The sequence below is a fragment of the Desulfocastanea catecholica genome (assembly GCF_054657295.1).
Genome location: NZ_BAAHYZ010000001.1, coordinates 37,650 through 53,667 on the forward strand (window position 1 = coordinate 37,650; position 16,018 = coordinate 53,667).

A 16,018-nucleotide genomic window follows, 5' to 3' on the forward strand; every position below is an offset into this window, starting at 1 on the left:
TACAGGAAATGATTGTCATTTTTCTTCCTGACAATAAACAGGATACATTACCATGATCATTGCAGACTGGATACACGTTATAGCCGGATTTTTTATTCTACTCAGCCTCTCTTTAGGGGTTGAGGCAAGCCCGATTTTTCACAGCAGCTGCTGGCTCTTTTTTACCGCTTTTGTCGGCCTTAACCTGTTTCAGTTCGGATTTTCCAAATTCTGTCCTTTACAGTTCCTTTTAAAAAAGCTTGGCATTCCGGAAAATCGTCGGTAACTGATTACCTCCGCTTTATTCGCTTTCCTTGTCTTCCATTCTCGCACCACAGGAAGCCTGCCAGCAGCAGGCTGTCTCCCGGCAATGCTCTCTTTTACGAAAACAGGGCGTGTTGCCTTCTTTTTCCTGAATCCTGCAAATAAGTTCCGCAAGTTTCACTCCTTTTTCCTGTGGGATATCAAGAATAAGAGCTCTTTTTCTGGCCAGAGAAAACAGCTTTGGCCCTTTTTTATATTTTTTTTCCGACATATATTCACCCCCGCTTTGGTTCCATGGAACCAGTTCATCTCAAGGTACCGTGTGGTGTTTCTAGACTCTCTCGCCGACCTTTGGTGTCTTGCTTTGCGAACATCATTGATGTTTTACCGCATCTGCTGTTTTTCTATATATGCTAAGCTTCTTTGCCTATTGTACTTTCCAGAGGCAGAAACGCATTAAAAAAAATGCACTCCAGTAACTACTGACGCATACTATATCGGCAGGATATGATATTCTTCAACAATGGGGTGCATGCCGTTCAAGACCTGGCCGTTTCGCCCATCGATCGACACCGGGTCGCCAAAACCGATACGTACTCCGGCAATTTCACAATATTGTTCCGACTCGTACACCTTCAAGCTGCTGCATCCGACGACACAGGTCTTCTCAAGCCGGACCGCGACAACCGAGGCATGGGAGGTTTGTCCGCCGCGAGAGGTAAGCAGACCGTCGGCCTCACTGACCACCTTGATATCCTCCGGCACAGTGTCCTGTCTGATGAGAATGAGCGGAGTGCCGGGGTCGGATTTTCTCAGTTCACGGATATTTTCTTCCGTGAAAACCGCCCTGCCGGACAGGGCCGATCCAGAAACACCAACGCCTTTACCAAGGTGGGCGGTTGCCAGCTCCGCACTTTCGACAAAGACATTCAGATGCTCTTTTTTCTTGATGGTAATCATATCCCGCGTCTGCAGGAGGTAAAGTTCATCGGGTTCCGGTCCCTCGAATGTAAACTCGATTTCCTGGGGATTCCAGCGCTTGTCATAAACGAGCTCCCTGGATATTTCCAGTAATTTCATATAGATTTTCGGAAAGCGCACCTCCATCGTCTCATCCACCGATCGACCATCAAGTTTGGCCTGTTCAACGGAAACGGCACAGCTGGAAACCAGACCGGAAACGATATCCTCCCCCTGATCGCCATAGGCGTAATCTCCCCAGAGCGCCACCCGCTGCACCTTGCGATAGGGATGAGCGGTAAAGACAACGCCGGCCCCGGCGTTGCCACTCTTGTTGCCAAACACCATCGCCTGAACAATCACTGCCGTGCCCCAGGAATCCGACACATCCATGATTTTCCGGTACTCAACGGCCTTCTGGGTTTCCCAGGAATCGAGGACCAGCTGGATGGCATTCATCAACTGCAGCCAGGGATCATCGGGAATACCATGTCCCCGTTGCCTGATCAGCCGTTGGTAGGAAAGGGCAAGCTCCTTCATCTGTTCCGATGAAAAATGTCGTTTCAGAGTGACATTATATTTGGCCTTGGCAGTATTCATCAGCGTCTGGAAATCTTCCCGGCCGATGCCGGAAATCATCGCCCATGACTGCAAAAACCGTCGATAGTTGTCCCAGGCAAGATAGGCATTGCCATTATTGGCAATAAACTCGTTGATCATTTCTTCATTAAAACCGACATTATGCACAGTGGCCATCATTCCCGGCATGGAAATAGCTCCGCCGCTTCGTACCGACAACAGCAAGGGGGATTCCGGGGAGCCAAAGGTCTTGCCGGTCAACAGCTCGATCTCGGTGAGGGCGTGGCGTACTTTCTGCATAAATTCTTCCCGGGTCCGGGTATAGCCAAAAACAATATCCCGGCAGCGAAAAATTTCGGTGGTGATGACAAAGGCCGGGGGAACCCTTTTGCCGTCCCTGGTCAGCGTGGCCAGATTATATCCTTTATTGCCCAGGTGGATAAGATTGTTGGTAAAAGGATTGGGCCTATGTAAAAGAGACAGCGCCCGTTCCGGGTTATAAGTCATCAACAGATCGAGTTTTTCCTGATCGAGCAGATCTTTCTGGTTTTCCAGGGTCTGCAGGATACGCAGAATGAAATTGTCCAGATGCTGCAAGCCGAAGGTGGAAGAGATGAGTTCGCGCAAAAAAACCTCGGACAACCTCTGCACCGTAGTGCCTGTTTCCGCTTCGTCGTAGAGAGTGCTGAACTTCTCAAGGATATTTTCCCGACCAATCTGCGGGATGATAATCGACAGATTATTCTGATGAATGTTCGTATAGAAGGCATAAATTATATCTTTGACGCCCTCGGACATGCCGCGAAAAATATCCAGATACTGCGTATAGGAAAAACGCCGCACTTTCAGCGAATTTTCGAGCAGCGCCAGATAGGTAACCAGCCGGCGGGAGGTGATGCCGTCGATGACCAGCGCCCGCAGGAAAAGTTTGATACAGCGGACGATATTATAAAAGGTGGCCTGGGTGATAATGGAAAGATTGACCGTTTCCGGCAGCTTCTCCAGATAGAGGTTGGCCAGATTCTCCAGACGAAAGGTGAGACTGAGGGCGTCAAATTTACGTTCTTTGTAGCGGCCGTAGACGGAAGGAATATCGACGGCGATATGCCGTTTATAATAAATGTCTTCCTGGGCTTCGAAGGTTTCTTCCGACAGGATTATCTCCTGCAGTCCTTCAAGGGCGGTCAGCAGGGCCTCAAGACAGGTCTCCGTGTCGGAGTGATCAAGACCGGAGAGAAGGAGCTCCATCTCCGGAAAGCCATCATGGACCGCCCGGCTGATTTCCGAATGCAACTGCAGAAAGCCCAGATTATATTTTTTATGCAGGAGCTTGTACATCCGAACCAGCAAGGCAAACCGCCTGACCTCATGGGCGGGCAGATCTTTCTGCTTGTCGAGAAAACCACTAATCCGGCTATTGTTCTGTGACAGGATACCTTCGACCCGATCTATGCCCATCTCCTGCCAGAACCTCTCACTGAGGACGAACTGATCATCAATAAACTCGCCCTGCGTCTGCACCTGGCTGTAGACATCCTCGGGGATATAGGGAATGAGCAGCATTTTATTCCGTGTTTTCCAGAAGAGAATGATAGCCTGGATAAAATCAACGATGAGATTCGAGCTTTCCACATGCCCCTGCTTGCGTAAGAAATGAATCAAAACATCTTTTCGCTTATGGATTTCGTCAAGTTCCGTGGAAACATCACGCAACTCACCTTCCGAGCCGATTTCATTAAAAAAAACCGGCATCAGTTTGGCGAACTGTTTGGTCAGGTTATAGATCGGCTCGATCGGATGGTTGAGTAACTGGGTAATATCCCGCTGGAACAAATCGGTGTCTTTTATACAGGTCCCAGAAAGCTTGAGATGAATGATCAGGGCGGAAAAAAGCGTCGAACACCATTTGGGTTCACGCATAATCAGATGCAGCCACACTCTGATATTGGCCAGATGGGCAGGATTGGCCAGGGGCTGCCAGTTTTCATCGACACCAACGACACTGGCATGTTGAAAACCAAAACGCACCACCCCCCAGAGAAACGCCTCGACCATCCGGCTATTGCCACGATCAAAGACCTCGGCACCAAGGACCTGGATACACTGAAGAGAGGTGTGCGGATATTTGCGGACGTTGGCCTTGAGCAGCTCAAAAGTAGTCAGCAGGAACTCTTCAATCTCCTCGAAACTCTGCTCCCTGATCAACTGCACCAGACTGCGGTTAATCTCCCGCAGCGTTTCCTCATGGATAAGATACAGGCCCTTCGTATCCATGATCTTGAAGAGAAAAAGTAATTTCCTGTTCTCGTTAAAATAATGCAGAAAGGTCCTGCCTTTCTGCTCCAGCCGCAGGAAGACTTCTTCCGCCTCGACGAGTTTATTCGGCATGTCCCGATAATATTTGACAAGATCGATATGGTCCGGCAATTCGAGCATTCTCTTCAAGCTCCCCATGGGCTCCTGCTCCAGGGGCAGTGTCTGCAGCAAGGCCAGGTGTTCCTGCATCACTTCGTGGGAGATGGTGTGAAACAGCTGGGAAGAATGGAAATCGGTCACCGGAATGGCACAGCGATCGAGAAACCAGGTGAGAGGGTCATCCTCCTGCAGCCAGTAATCATAGCAGCGGCGGAGAATTATCTGCAACAGCCTGGCCGCAGGGAGAAAATCAAAATGTTGCTCATCCTGGTCGGTTATCTCCAGCAGTCCTTTGACAATTTTATTTAACGGATGCTGTCCGTGGACAATCTGCATCATGATTACCCGATCCCTTTTGTCAAGCGACCTCAGCTGCTCAAAGAGCGCATTCAACTCCGGCGCAAACCGTTGCAGATCTTCACGGCTCAAGGCATGGACCAGCTTATCGAGCCAGACCATTATTGCCCCGACGGCCTGGGAAAGGAGTGCAGGATCCCGTTTGGTATCTTTCAGCGCCTCCATAAAAAGGCGGGAAAAAAGCCGGAAGGCTTCCGGTCCCTTTTCATGGGTTATATAATGATTGAAGTTTTTCAGAACAAAACTGCGCAACTGCGGCAGAATGATTTTCCAATTTCGAAAAGGATGACAGACTTCATAAAGTAATTTTTCCAGTGTTGCATGCAAACCCTTGAATTGGTCAACGACCTCAAGCAGAACAAGGAGCTCCCGCTCAATGTCAACATGTCCGGCGGTCTCCAGCAAATTTGCCTTCAGCGCATCGGACTCAATTGCCGCACTGCTCTCTTTCTTTTGCATATCCGTCTCTTTCGACTCTTTCTGATATTGACAACGATGGTTTTGCCTCAGCGCTTACGGTTTACCGACCCAGGACAATCCTGTCGTTTATCCGGCAAAAACCTCTGTTTTTCATTTATAATCCAAGCTTCGGAGTATAATGAATACCTGCTCGTCATGGCAAGCGTTAAAAAAAAAGCGCCTTTGAAGACAACTCCAAAGACGCTTTCAGGTAAACGTTGACCAGCACCGAATGCCCGGGGCATGATATGGCAAAGCGCTGCGTCAGATTGCCTTATTGGCCTCCATGTGCAGAATAAGATCGATCATCCTGTTGGAATACCCCCATTCGTTATCGTACCAGCTCATCACCTTTACCGTCGAGCCGATGACCTTGGTTGACTGGGCATCAATGACTGAAGAACGGGGGTCGCCCTGGAAATCGATGGAGACGAGCGGTAAATCGGTATAGCCGAGATATCTGTTGGTCGCCTCTTTCAGGGCCCGGTTTACCTCATCGACGGTCGTTTCTTTTTCCACTTCCATCACCGCATCAACCAGAGAAACCGTCGGGGTGGGCACCCGAACGGCGAGACCGTCGAATTTGCCCTTCAACTCCGGGATAACCAGGGAAACAGCGGCGGCGGCTCCGGTTTTAGTGGGAATCATCGACAGGGCGGCAGCCCTCGCCCGACGTGGATCGGAATGGGGAAAGTCAAGCAGGCGCTGGTCTCCGGTATAGGCGTGAATGGTGGTCATAAGACCGCGCTTTATCCCAAATTTATCGAGGATAACCTTGGCAAACGGGGCCAGACAGTTGGTGGTACAGGAGGCATTGGAGACGACATGGTGGATTGTCGCGTCATATTCATCCTCGTTCACCCCCATAACAAAGGTTTTCACATTGCCTTTCGCCGGGGCGGAAATAACCACCTTCGCGGCACCGCCATCGAGGTGGCCCTGGGCGGATTCGCTATCACGAAAAATTCCGGTACATTCCGCGACGTATTCGACACCCAGGGCACCCCAGGGAATATCGGCAGGATTGCGGTGGCTGGAGACAGCAATTTCCCGGCCATCAACCACGATACCTTTTTCGCTACTCCAGACTTCTTTTTCATAGATTCCCATAACCGAATCATATTTCAACAGGTGGGCCAGGATTGCATTGTCGGTCAAATCATTGATGGCGACAACTTCAACATCAGAAAAAGCTTTATCTTTACTTAACGCCCGGAAAATATTTCTGCCGATCCGACCAAAACCATTTATACCTATCTTTACCGTCATAGCTCATCTCCTTTAAATAATATTTTACCGGCAGATCTGCGTTCTTTTCGCTTCCCGGTACAATTGCAGATATTTTTGCATAACCTTCGACCAGGTGTAATGTTGCCGGATCTCTTCAACCGCCTGTTGCTGCATCCTGCGCCTGGCGGGCTCGTCGGCAAAGAGCGCCAGGGCCCTCTGCAGAGCCAGGAGCAGCTCATCAGGACTATCTCCCTGATAGGCAATGCCCGTGATCCCGTCTCTTATCTTCACTAAACCGCCAACATGGTGGACCACTGGAATATTGCCGAAAAGTTGCGCAATAAAATCAGTCAGTCCACAGGGCTCGTATTTTGACGGCACAATAAAAAAATCCCCGGCAGCATAGATCCTGTTGGCCAGTTCCGGGCTGAAACCTTGCAAAAAGCACATCCTGCCGCGTAACCGTTTATCTCTGCACAGGGCAATCAATCGTGACTCGAAGGCCGCACTGCCATTGCCGAGAAGAAGCATCTGGATGTGCATTTCTTTTTCGAGCAGGACCTCCACCACCTCCATCAGCGTATCAATCCCTTTCTGCTCACTGAGACGTCCAATAAAGGTAAAGAGAGGATCCTCCACGCGGTTGCGCAAGGTGCCGAAGCGCTGCACTCCTGGCAATGCGCCACCTTCGGCAATCTCGGCCAGCAGAGCTGCCTTACAGTGTACCTTCCCCACAAGATCATCGGCACTGTTTCCCGGATCAAATAACAGGGCGGGATCGCCACCGGCAATGACCGAGGAGGAGAAAAAATCCGGTTCAATGCCGTTGGTCACCCCCTCGAGGATGACGTTTCTTTTTTTCAACTCATGCCCGAGCCAGCCGGTCAGCGCATCACTGTCGGTTTCCTGCAGTTCTTTTGCATAGTTTTCACTGACTGTATTCACAACCGCATAGTGGCCGGCAACCAGCAGTGGATCGAATTTACGATCAAGCTGATTGGTGTCGATCACCTGACTCGACAAGCCGGTAATGGACTGGGCATAGGGGATATCGGCAATTTCCTGATGGTAGCCGTAACCGGCATTATGGATGGTCACCAGGCAGCCTGTTCCGCGGAAATAACTGCGGTATCCGGGATTTTCCCGGATCAGTGCCGGCAGTATTGCCGTGTGCCCATCGTGGCAATGAATGACATCGGGTCTCTCACCGAGGCTGATGATCAGTTCAAGCGTCGCTTTCTGGTGCAGAATATTCATGGCAAAATAGTCATGATGGCCCATCGATTTCTTCTGCCAGGGCAGCCGGCTTTGATCCTTTTCCGTATAGGTATACACATCGGACTTGTCATGAAATCGCTCAGCAGCAACTAGATAGACGTGCACCCTGTTTATTTTTTGATAAAAATAGGAGACATTTTCGTCGACGAAACTATCGGGACGATGCATGTCGATCTGCAGCTGGAGCATTCTATCCCGGCACAAAAAATCCTCTAACGGCTGAAACCCGAGAACCTGAACGTCGAGAAAGCCATACAGGGGCAGCACCACATGGACCGAACGGCCCGTCCAACGGGCCAGGGCTTCAGCCAACTGACAGGCGACATCCTTGACGCCACCGGCACCGGCAATATTTCCGTACTCCCTGCTGAGCATCCAGATATTTTTTATCTGCTCGTCTTGTCTGGCCACTTTTTTCTCATGTTCTGTTATTTTTTTCGTTTCAGCATCTGTCTGACCATCGCATACGGCCCATACAATTTATCTATAGTATTCGCAAAAGGACCGATGTCAAGTCTGCCGGTCGAGCGATTGTCGAAGGAAAGATGCTCCCCGGCAAAGATTGACCGACAGGGAAAAAGAACCTATAATGATCCCTTGAGCATATGGTAAAAAACGCATCTCCCTTGGCAAGGGATACATACGACAGGATAAACTATGGCCGGCGGCACCTTACATATTACCACTACTGCGCAGATGGAGCTTGTCAACATCACCGCAGAGCTGGACAGGCTGCTCAGCAGGCAGCCGATTTCTTCAGGTATACTGTTCCTTTTTAATCCGCACACCACCGCCGGTCTCACCATCAATGAAGGCGCAGACCCCGATGTTTGTCGAGATATCATACAAGGCCTGCGCCATATCGTGCCCCGCAACCTGAACTATCAGCATGCGGAAGGCAACTCCCCTTCGCACCTCATGGCCCTCATCACCGGCAGTTCGCTGACCATCCATATCGACCACGGCAAACTGCAGCTCGGCACCTGGCAAAAAGTCTTTTTCTGTGAATTTGACGGTCCGCGGAGTCGTTCCATACGCTGGAAAATTATCCCCGACCACACATAATCGCCCTCTTTCCCCCATGTAGATAAACACTATGAAATTAGATCCATCAAAAATATGCTTCGGCCTGACCGAGGAACTTGATCGACAATCGCTTGTTACCTTTCTCCAGCTCGGCGGCCAGGAGGATTTGGCCAAAGTACTGGCCTCACGGCTCTCCAGTGAAGAAATTATTCGATTCGTCGATTATTTCATGGACCTGTTGCGCAGCCATCTCAGCGAGAACGAATACCATGGCCTCTTTCTTGGCGATACGCACCATCGCCACGATGACAAGGAGTAAGCGGTGGGCACAACAAAACTGGACGATCTGCGCAGTTACCTGGACGTATTAAAGAAAGAGCACCAACTCCTGGTGATTGACGAGGAGGTCGACCCCGCCCTGGAAATCGCCGAGATCCACCGGCGCATCATTGCCGCAGGAGGACCTGCCCTGCTGTTCACCCGGGTAAAGGGCTCGGACTTTCCGGTCACCACCAATCTCTTCGGCACCAGCAAAAGACTCGAGCTGGCCTTTGGCCATAAACCGCAGCAATTTGTCCGCGACATCGTCCGTCTTGCCGAATCGATCATGCCGCTGTCGCTCGGCAAGATCTGGGAGAGCCGCGGCCTTATCCTCGATGGCCTGAAAATTGGTTTAAAAACCGTGAAAAACGGCCCGATACTTGAAAACCTGCAGAAGCCGGCACGACTGAGCTCTCTGCCCATGCTGACATCCTGGCACAGCGACGGCGGCCCTTTTGTCACCCTGCCGCTGGTCTATACCGAACATCCGGACGGCAAGGGACATAATCTCGGCATGTACCGTATCCAGAGACATGACGAGGTGACCACCGGCATCCACTGGCAGATCCACAAGGGGGGCGGCTATCATTATTTTGCGGCGGAGAAACAGAACCGCGCCCTGCCATTGACCCTCTACATCGGCGGCCCTCCGGCACTGATGCTCTCGGCCATTGCGCCACTCCCCGAGGATCTGCCAGAATTAATGCTGACCTCCCTGCTCATCGGCGACAAACTGCGGATGACCGACGACCCCTTAGGCGGGCATCGGCTGGTGGCCAACGCCGAATTTGCCATCAAGGGCCAGGTGCCGCCGCACCTGCGCCACCCGGAAGGCCCCTTTGGCGACCATTATGGCTATGATTCCCTGCAGCACGATTATCCGGTGTTTCAAGTCAGTCACCTCTATCATCGACACAAGGCTATCTATCCGGCCACGGTGGTCGGCCGTCCGAGGCAGGAGGATTTTTTTATCGGTGATTTCCTGCAGGATCTGCTGTCTCCCCTCTTTCCCCTGGTCATGAAAGGGGTGCAAGAACTGAAAACCTTTGGCGAAACCGGTTTTCACTGTCTGGCCGCGGCAAAAGTTGCCAACAGATACCCGCGCGAGGCCTTTGCCTGCGGGCTGCGCATTCTCGGTGAAGGGCAGCTTTCCCTGACGAAATTTCTCCTTATCACCGACGGCGATATAGATATCACTGATTTTGGGCAATTGTGGGTTCACGTCCTTGAGAGGGTGCACTGGCAGCAGGACCTGTTCGTTTTTGCCAATGTCTCGCAGGACACCCTGGATTATACCGGACCTTCAGTCAACAAGGGCTCCAAAGCCATGCTCATGGGACTCGGCAAAGAGAAAAAACGTGAGCTGCCGCGAACCTTTTCCGCAACGCTGCCCTCCGGTTGTACCCACCCAAAGGTGTTTCTGCCCGGCACCCTGGTCGTCCAGGGAACGCCTTACCGGGAAAGTCCCGACCTGGCCAAGCTGCTCTGTGAAAGCGAGGCACTTGAGCAATGGCCGGTTATCGTGCTCGTCGATAATTGCCATGAAACTACTTCGTCCATGCAGGACTTCCTCTGGTCAATGTTCACCCGCTTCGAACCGGCGGCGGATATTCACGCCCGCGCCGCCTCGGTCAACCGTTTCCACGTCGGCCTGCAGCCACCCATCAGCATAGATTGCCGCATGAAACCCTGGTATACGGATATTCTCGAAGTCGATACGGCGACAAAAGAACTGGTGGACAGCAAGTTCGCAAAAATTATTCCTGCTGAGTGGCGATGAGCACTCCCCTGCGCCTGCAGAAATATATCGCCCAGTGCGGCATTGCCTCGAGACGCAAGGCCGAGGAGCTCATCGCCGCGGGGCGGATTGCCGTGGACGGGGTGATCGTCAAGGAGATGGGTACCCAGGTGCTTCCCGGCAAGAACCGCGTCACCTTCGATGGCAAAGTGGTCGAGGCAAAGGAACAGCTGGTCTATTACCTGCTCAACAAGCCGAAAGGCTACGTAACCACCCTCTCCGACCCCCAGGGCAGACCAATTGTTACCTCTCTTATTAAAACGAGCAAGGCCCGGCTTTTTCCGGTCGGCAGATTGGATCTGGATACCGAAGGAGCCCTGATCCTCACCAATGATGGAGATTTCGCCCAGAAAATCCAACATCCCAGTCACGGCATCGACAAAACGTATGAGGCCCTGGTCAAAGGCTGCCCGCAAAAGGACAAAATTGCGCTTCTTGAACGAGGCATTTTTCTGGAAGATAAAATGACCTCGCCGGCTACGGTCTCCGTTGTCGCCCATGCGGGCAGAAACTGCCTCATGCGGATTATTATCCACGAGGGCAGGAAGCGACAGGTAAAGAAAATGTTTGCCTTCATCGGTCATCCTGTCCTCCATCTTAAGCGTACCGCCTACGGCAAACTCTCTCTTGGCCGGATGGCACTCGGGGACTATAGACAACTTAACCCTTCAGAATTAAATAAGATCTTTTTATAGAATTTTCTTTACAAATCGCCAAATAGCTGATTAAATCTAAATAGTTAGGGGCATGAAGCAATATCCGGAACCCATTAAGCCCATGTAACAGATTGAATTCTTATGTTTTTTTGCTTGTCTGGCTTCCAGCCACAGATGTGAGCCTCATCTACTCTTCATAAATTATTCGACAAATGCAGGTGAAAAAAAACTTTAACTTGCTTTCCGAAGACAGGAGTCACACGTATGAATAAATCAGAACTCATCGAGGCATTGGCACAGGATATAAATGTACCTCATCGGGAGGCCGCGGCAATAACCAATACTGTTATTGAAACGATGACCGAAGCCCTGGCCAGAGGGGAAAGCATTGAAATTCGAGGCTTTGGCAGCTTTGTTATAAAAAAATACGATTCTTACGAAGGCAGAAACCCAAAAACCGGAAAGAAAATTCAGGTTAAACCGAAAAGGCTCCCTTTTTTCAAGGTCGGTAAAGAACTGCGAGAAAAAGTGAACAACGGTAAATAGCCCGAAGCAGCCTGCCCGCTAGAAGCCTGATTACGCCCGCAAGGCCCGGTAACTTGACCCTTGTGCCGGGACGTGCGTATGTAAATGACGTTGCCCGGACATTTCAGGTCCCTGCCTCTACCGTTCAACAATCTCGCCTATCAAATCATATACCTGGGCCTCGGTGATATGTACGGGTACGATATCTCCCGGGCTGGCGACGCCGGCATTGATATAGACACAGCCGTCAACTTCCGGTGCCTGATACCTTGTTCTCCCTTCGAGCAACAGATCAGTCTCCCTGCTCAATCCTTCAACCAAAACCGGTTCGACCCTGCCGATGTATTTTTTCTGAATTGCCTCGGACAACTCCGACTGGACATCAAGAAGGTAGTCACGTCGCCGCAGCTTCTCCGCCTCCGGCAGTTGATCGCCAAATTTCTCAGAGGGACAGCCTTCCTCATTGGCATAAGGAAAGACGCCGACATGATCGAACTGCACCTTTCGCAAAAATGTTTCAATCTCTAAAAAATCCTCTTCCGTTTCTCCTGGAAAACCGACAAGAAAAGTGGTCCGAAGCGCTATATCGGGCAGAACGGTTCTGATTCGATGAACAGTAGCGAAAAGCTGTTCTGCACTATAACGCCGGTTCATCGAGCGAAGGATTTTATCGCTGACATGCTGCAGCGGAATATCGAGATACGGCACTATCCGGGGATTGTCCGCCATCAACTGCAGGAGTGCGTCGCTTATGCCGGTAGGATAGAGATAAAGCATACGCAGCCACGGCACAGATGTTCGCTGCAGCAGCTGGCCCATCAAGCGGACAAGATTGTCTCCCTGGGCCAGGTCATTGCCATAGGCGGTACTGTCCTGGGCAATGAGAGAGAGTTCCTTAACGCCATATTTCTCAAGCTGCACCGCTTCACGGGTGAGATCATCAATAGTCCGGCTGCGCAACCGGCCTCGAATAGCCGGAATCATACAATAGGAGCACCTGTTGTCACAGCCTTCGGTGATCTTCAACCACGCCCGGTAGACAGGCGTGGAGATAATACGCGGCGTCCTGCTCGACATAAGGAATCTGTCCGGCAAGACGACCCGATCCTGCAGCTCGCCATTGCTCATCTTCGCGACATAATCGGCAATATCAGCCGCACCTTCCGTACCAAGAAAAAGGTCGACCTCCGGCAGCTCTTCAAGGAGACTTTCCTTATAGCGCTGGACAAGACAGCCAACGACGACAATCTTTTTTTCCGGTGACCGCTCCTTGATCTCGACCAGCTCAAAAATTTCCGCTATGGCCTCTTCCACCGCCGGCTGGATAAAGCCGCAGGTATTCAGGAGGAGGAGCTCGGCGTCATCAGGACTATCTACCAGTTCCCAGCCGGCTGCAACCATGGAACCAAGCATAACCTCTGAATCGACCAAATTTTTGGCACAACCAAGACTGATGAGATGAAAAGAGGCCATTATTTATTCCCAAAACGTGCAAGATGTTGAAGCAGCACCTGCAGTGCAGCTTGTTTTTGTACCATAAAATTTCTTTTTGAAAAACCAGGTCGCCAGGAATCACCCCAAAGTTCATCGGATACGGTAAGGACGGCGGCAAATTCAATTTTCCGAAAGGCGGCTACGGCACAAAGAGCGGAAAATTCCATGTCAACACCGACTACCCCACTTTCCTGGCAGAGCTTATTCAGGAGCCGCCTGTCTTCGCGGTACACTGCATCGGTCGACCAGACACAGCCGCGGTGGACGGCAAGGTCGCGGTCAGCAAAAACCTTTACAATCTGTGCAGAGAGATCCGCATCAGGTGCCGCCGTGTTATCCGGACTGTAATATCCGGACGTTCCTTCCCCGGAGAGAGCCTTGCCGGGTACAACGATATCACCGACCTGCAAGGTTGGTGATATCGCACCGCACCAGCCGAAAAGAATAACCCTTCTTGCCTCAAGAGCAATCAATTTTTCCAGGGTGAGGGCAGCCATAGGCGCCCCAATAGCCGGTCCTGCGGCAAAATAGGGCGGATCCCCGGCCACGACCATGTCGGAGTTGAAGAGAAAGCGTTGTTCTCCGCCGCCGAGCTTTAATCGACGAAGACACTCGGAAGCCTCCGAGGGATTGACTAGCAGAAGACCGTTTTCCGGAAGGAGTTTCTCTTTTTTATGCCTGCGCGGATGAATGACAATATGTTCAATGGAATCAACAACCACCTGCAATCTCCAGCTTTCTTATTAAGACGCATTAAAATAGGAAACGGGCTGCAGAAGTCTCTGCAGCCCGTTTCAACGATCATCATTCAATCGTTATGTTCTTTAAAATTCTTATCCCAACAGGGGGTTAGCATAGAGAAGAATCAAAGAAATAACCAGTCCATAAATAGCAACAGACTCGGCAAGTGCCATACCAAGAATCATGAACACCATCAGCTTGGGCTGTACTTCGGGGTTTCTTGCAAGTCCCTGACATGCACCGTTACCAACAGAACCGATACCAATACCTGCTCCCAGACCAGCCAGACCGATTGAAAGTGCGGCACCGATGCAGATCAACGCTAATTGAAGATTTCCTTCCATTGTTTTCTCCTTAAAAAGTTTAGTTGTTGGCCTTCTTCTTTATTACTTGTCCTACTCAAAATTTGATATAAATGAAGATCATTTTCCCCAGAAAATTTCTGGAGTAAAAAATCATCTTTTAATGTGCATGTTCTTTTGCCTGCGAGAAATAAACAACGGTCAGGAGGACAAAAACCATCGCCTGGACTACCGAGACGAGAACACCGAGTATCATAATCGGCAGCGGAGCGAAAAATCCACCGGCAAGCATAAACAGGATGGCCAGCAGGGTTTCCTTGGCCATGATATTTCCAAAAAGACGGATCGACAGCGAGAGGAGACGCGCCAGGTTACTGATTATCTCAATCGGCAGCAGGAGAGGTACCAGCCACCAGACCGGGCCCATAAAGTGTTTGTAGTAGTGCAGACCGTGCTCACGAAACCCGATGAGGTGATGGCTGAACCAGACAATCAACGTCAAGGCCAAGGTCGTGTTAAGACTTGAGGTCGGAGACATAAAGCCGGGAATGAGCCCGATAAGATTGGCAACTGCGATGTACAGGGCAAACGTGGCAATCATCGGAAAGAATTTATCGGCCATCTCCCTGCCCATATTATCGGTAAAAAAATCATCCATCCCACCGATGACCAATTCCCAGAAATTCTGTCCTTTACCGGGAATCATTTCCAGATTGCCAAGAGTCAGCCTCGAGACAAGGAAAAGAAACGCCATGACCAACCAGGTGTAGGTCATATATGGCGCACACAGCTGCTCGAGAAACGTATGACCAACTGGACCGTGCGGGACAGGAAGTCCCAGTTTTTCAAGGATGATTGAAATAAATAGTATCGGATGTTCCATAATTCCTTTTACCTCCTCCCTCTGAAGAAATAGTGCCCCGCCACATGCAATGAGATGAATGTGATCGCAATCACTACCGTTGACAACCCTAAAATCAAGCCAAAGATATTGACTGTTTTGCTCTTGATCAAGAAAAGCAGCACAATACCTATAAGTACAATACGTAACCAGAATTTAAGCAAATATCCCTTTTGCCCCTGCTGGGCCTGGGCCTTTCGGTCTTCAGGGGATGCAATCGAGGTGACGGAATGAATCAACCTCATCACATCTTTATTCGAAACCCAGAAGCTGGCGATCGAAACAAGCCCCCCGGCAAATACCGACCAGGCAAACCACAGAGAAACCAGCACCGCTGAAGCTAACGTCATAACAGCCAGTACGATGCAACTGATTACCTGCATTTTCTGCAGGGACAACACGTTCTCTGTCACACAACCCTCTAGCCTTCGTGGTCCTTCTTTTCCTGCGCCTTTTTATCCTCAGCCTTCTTTTCTTCAGCCTTCTTATCCCGCCAGATGACTTCAAACAATGCTTTGTAGCCGGCGGCGATGCCAAAGGCCAGACCGATAAAAGTAAACCACGGTGTAGTGCGGCCATCAAAAACTTTCTGATCAAGGTAGATGCCGCCACCCATACCGATGACAATAGCCGCAACAAAAGTGAATCCGATATGGCCGTAATTCGCCAGCAGTTGAACAAATTCCTTCTTTACATCCGACATTTTGTCCACCCACTTTTTCTGCGCCTGCAA

16 protein-coding genes are annotated in these 16,018 nt (G+C 50.6%); 6 read left to right on the forward strand and 10 right to left on the reverse strand.

Going from position 1 to position 16,018, the window contains the following annotated elements; translation table 11 throughout:
* Positions 1 to 52 precede the first annotated feature (52 nt).
* Positions 53 to 265: a YgaP family membrane protein gene (locus ACYQ8U_RS00175; protein ID WP_459943476.1), complete on the forward strand. Its 213-nt coding sequence runs from the start codon at positions 53 to 55 to the stop codon at positions 263 to 265.
* 15 nt (positions 266 to 280) lie between these two features.
* On the opposite strand, the gene ACYQ8U_RS00180 is transcribed toward ACYQ8U_RS00175, so the two are convergent.
* The 4 genes from ACYQ8U_RS00180 to ACYQ8U_RS00195 form a co-directional block, all read right to left on the reverse strand.
* Positions 281 to 514 (reverse strand): hypothetical protein, encoded by a 234-nt coding sequence (locus ACYQ8U_RS00180; protein ID WP_459943477.1) that lies wholly within the window; start codon positions 512 to 514, stop codon positions 281 to 283.
* Between the two features lie 221 nt (positions 515 to 735).
* On the reverse strand, positions 736 to 5,013 hold the full coding sequence (locus ACYQ8U_RS00185) for a PEP/pyruvate-binding domain-containing protein (protein ID WP_459943478.1): 4,278 nt from the start codon (positions 5,011 to 5,013) through the stop codon (positions 736 to 738).
* Positions 5,014 to 5,277: 264 nt separating this feature from the next.
* Positions 5,278 to 6,282: a type I glyceraldehyde-3-phosphate dehydrogenase gene (gap, locus tag ACYQ8U_RS00190; RefSeq protein WP_459943479.1), complete on the reverse strand. Its 1,005-nt coding sequence runs from the start codon at positions 6,280 to 6,282 to the stop codon at positions 5,278 to 5,280.
* Positions 6,283 to 6,306: 24 nt separating this feature from the next.
* On the reverse strand, positions 6,307 to 7,932 hold the full coding sequence (locus tag ACYQ8U_RS00195; protein WP_459943480.1) for a glycogen synthase: 1,626 nt from the start codon (positions 7,930 to 7,932) through the stop codon (positions 6,307 to 6,309).
* Between the two features lie 246 nt (positions 7,933 to 8,178).
* On the opposite strand from ACYQ8U_RS00195, the gene ACYQ8U_RS00200 reads away from it, so the two are divergent.
* The 5 genes from ACYQ8U_RS00200 (at position 8,179) to ACYQ8U_RS00220 (ending at position 11,868) form a co-directional block, all read left to right on the forward strand.
* Complete coding sequence (locus ACYQ8U_RS00200) at positions 8,179 to 8,586, forward strand: secondary thiamine-phosphate synthase enzyme YjbQ (RefSeq protein ID WP_459943481.1); 408 nt, start codon at positions 8,179 to 8,181, stop codon at positions 8,584 to 8,586.
* A 31-nt stretch (positions 8,587 to 8,617) separates the two neighbouring features.
* On the forward strand, positions 8,618 to 8,866 hold the full coding sequence (locus tag ACYQ8U_RS00205; protein WP_459943482.1) for a hypothetical protein: 249 nt from the start codon (positions 8,618 to 8,620) through the stop codon (positions 8,864 to 8,866).
* A 3-nt stretch (positions 8,867 to 8,869) separates the two neighbouring features.
* Positions 8,870 to 10,648, forward strand: a complete 1,779-nt coding sequence (locus ACYQ8U_RS00210; protein ID WP_459943483.1) for a UbiD family decarboxylase — start codon at positions 8,870 to 8,872, stop codon at positions 10,646 to 10,648.
* A complete protein-coding gene (locus tag ACYQ8U_RS00215; protein WP_459943484.1) occupies positions 10,645 to 11,361 on the forward strand; it encodes a pseudouridine synthase in 717 nt (238 codons plus the stop codon). Before ACYQ8U_RS00210 ends, ACYQ8U_RS00215 begins: the two co-directional genes overlap by 4 nt.
* 225 nt (positions 11,362 to 11,586) lie before the next feature.
* Positions 11,587 to 11,868, forward strand: a complete 282-nt coding sequence (locus tag ACYQ8U_RS00220) for an HU family DNA-binding protein (RefSeq protein ID WP_459943485.1) — start codon at positions 11,587 to 11,589, stop codon at positions 11,866 to 11,868.
* Between the two features lie 117 nt (positions 11,869 to 11,985).
* Here the strand turns inward: ACYQ8U_RS00220 and rimO are convergent, their stop codons facing one another.
* The 6 genes from rimO to ACYQ8U_RS00250 form a co-directional block, all read right to left on the reverse strand.
* The gene (gene rimO, locus ACYQ8U_RS00225; protein WP_459943486.1) at positions 11,986 to 13,320 is read right to left on the reverse strand and encodes a 30S ribosomal protein S12 methylthiotransferase RimO; all 1,335 of its coding nucleotides are present in this window, start codon (positions 13,318 to 13,320) and stop codon (positions 11,986 to 11,988) included.
* On the reverse strand, positions 13,320 to 14,063 hold the full coding sequence (locus ACYQ8U_RS00230; RefSeq protein ID WP_459943487.1) for a nucleoside phosphorylase: 744 nt from the start codon (positions 14,061 to 14,063) through the stop codon (positions 13,320 to 13,322). The genes rimO and ACYQ8U_RS00230 overlap by 1 nt, the downstream gene beginning before the upstream one ends.
* A 111-nt stretch (positions 14,064 to 14,174) precedes the next feature.
* Positions 14,175 to 14,426, reverse strand: a complete 252-nt coding sequence (gene atpE / locus ACYQ8U_RS00235) for an ATP synthase F0 subunit C (protein WP_459943488.1) — start codon at positions 14,424 to 14,426, stop codon at positions 14,175 to 14,177.
* A 118-nt stretch (positions 14,427 to 14,544) separates the two neighbouring features.
* On the reverse strand, positions 14,545 to 15,267 hold the full coding sequence (atpB, locus tag ACYQ8U_RS00240) for a F0F1 ATP synthase subunit A (protein WP_459943489.1): 723 nt from the start codon (positions 15,265 to 15,267) through the stop codon (positions 14,545 to 14,547).
* Positions 15,268 to 15,275: 8 nt separating this feature from the next.
* Positions 15,276 to 15,698: an ATP synthase subunit I gene (locus tag ACYQ8U_RS00245; RefSeq protein WP_459943490.1), complete on the reverse strand. Its 423-nt coding sequence runs from the start codon at positions 15,696 to 15,698 to the stop codon at positions 15,276 to 15,278.
* Positions 15,699 to 15,706: 8 nt separating this feature from the next.
* Positions 15,707 to 16,018: an AtpZ/AtpI family protein gene (locus tag ACYQ8U_RS00250; RefSeq protein ID WP_459943491.1), complete on the reverse strand. Its 312-nt coding sequence runs from the start codon at positions 16,016 to 16,018 to the stop codon at positions 15,707 to 15,709.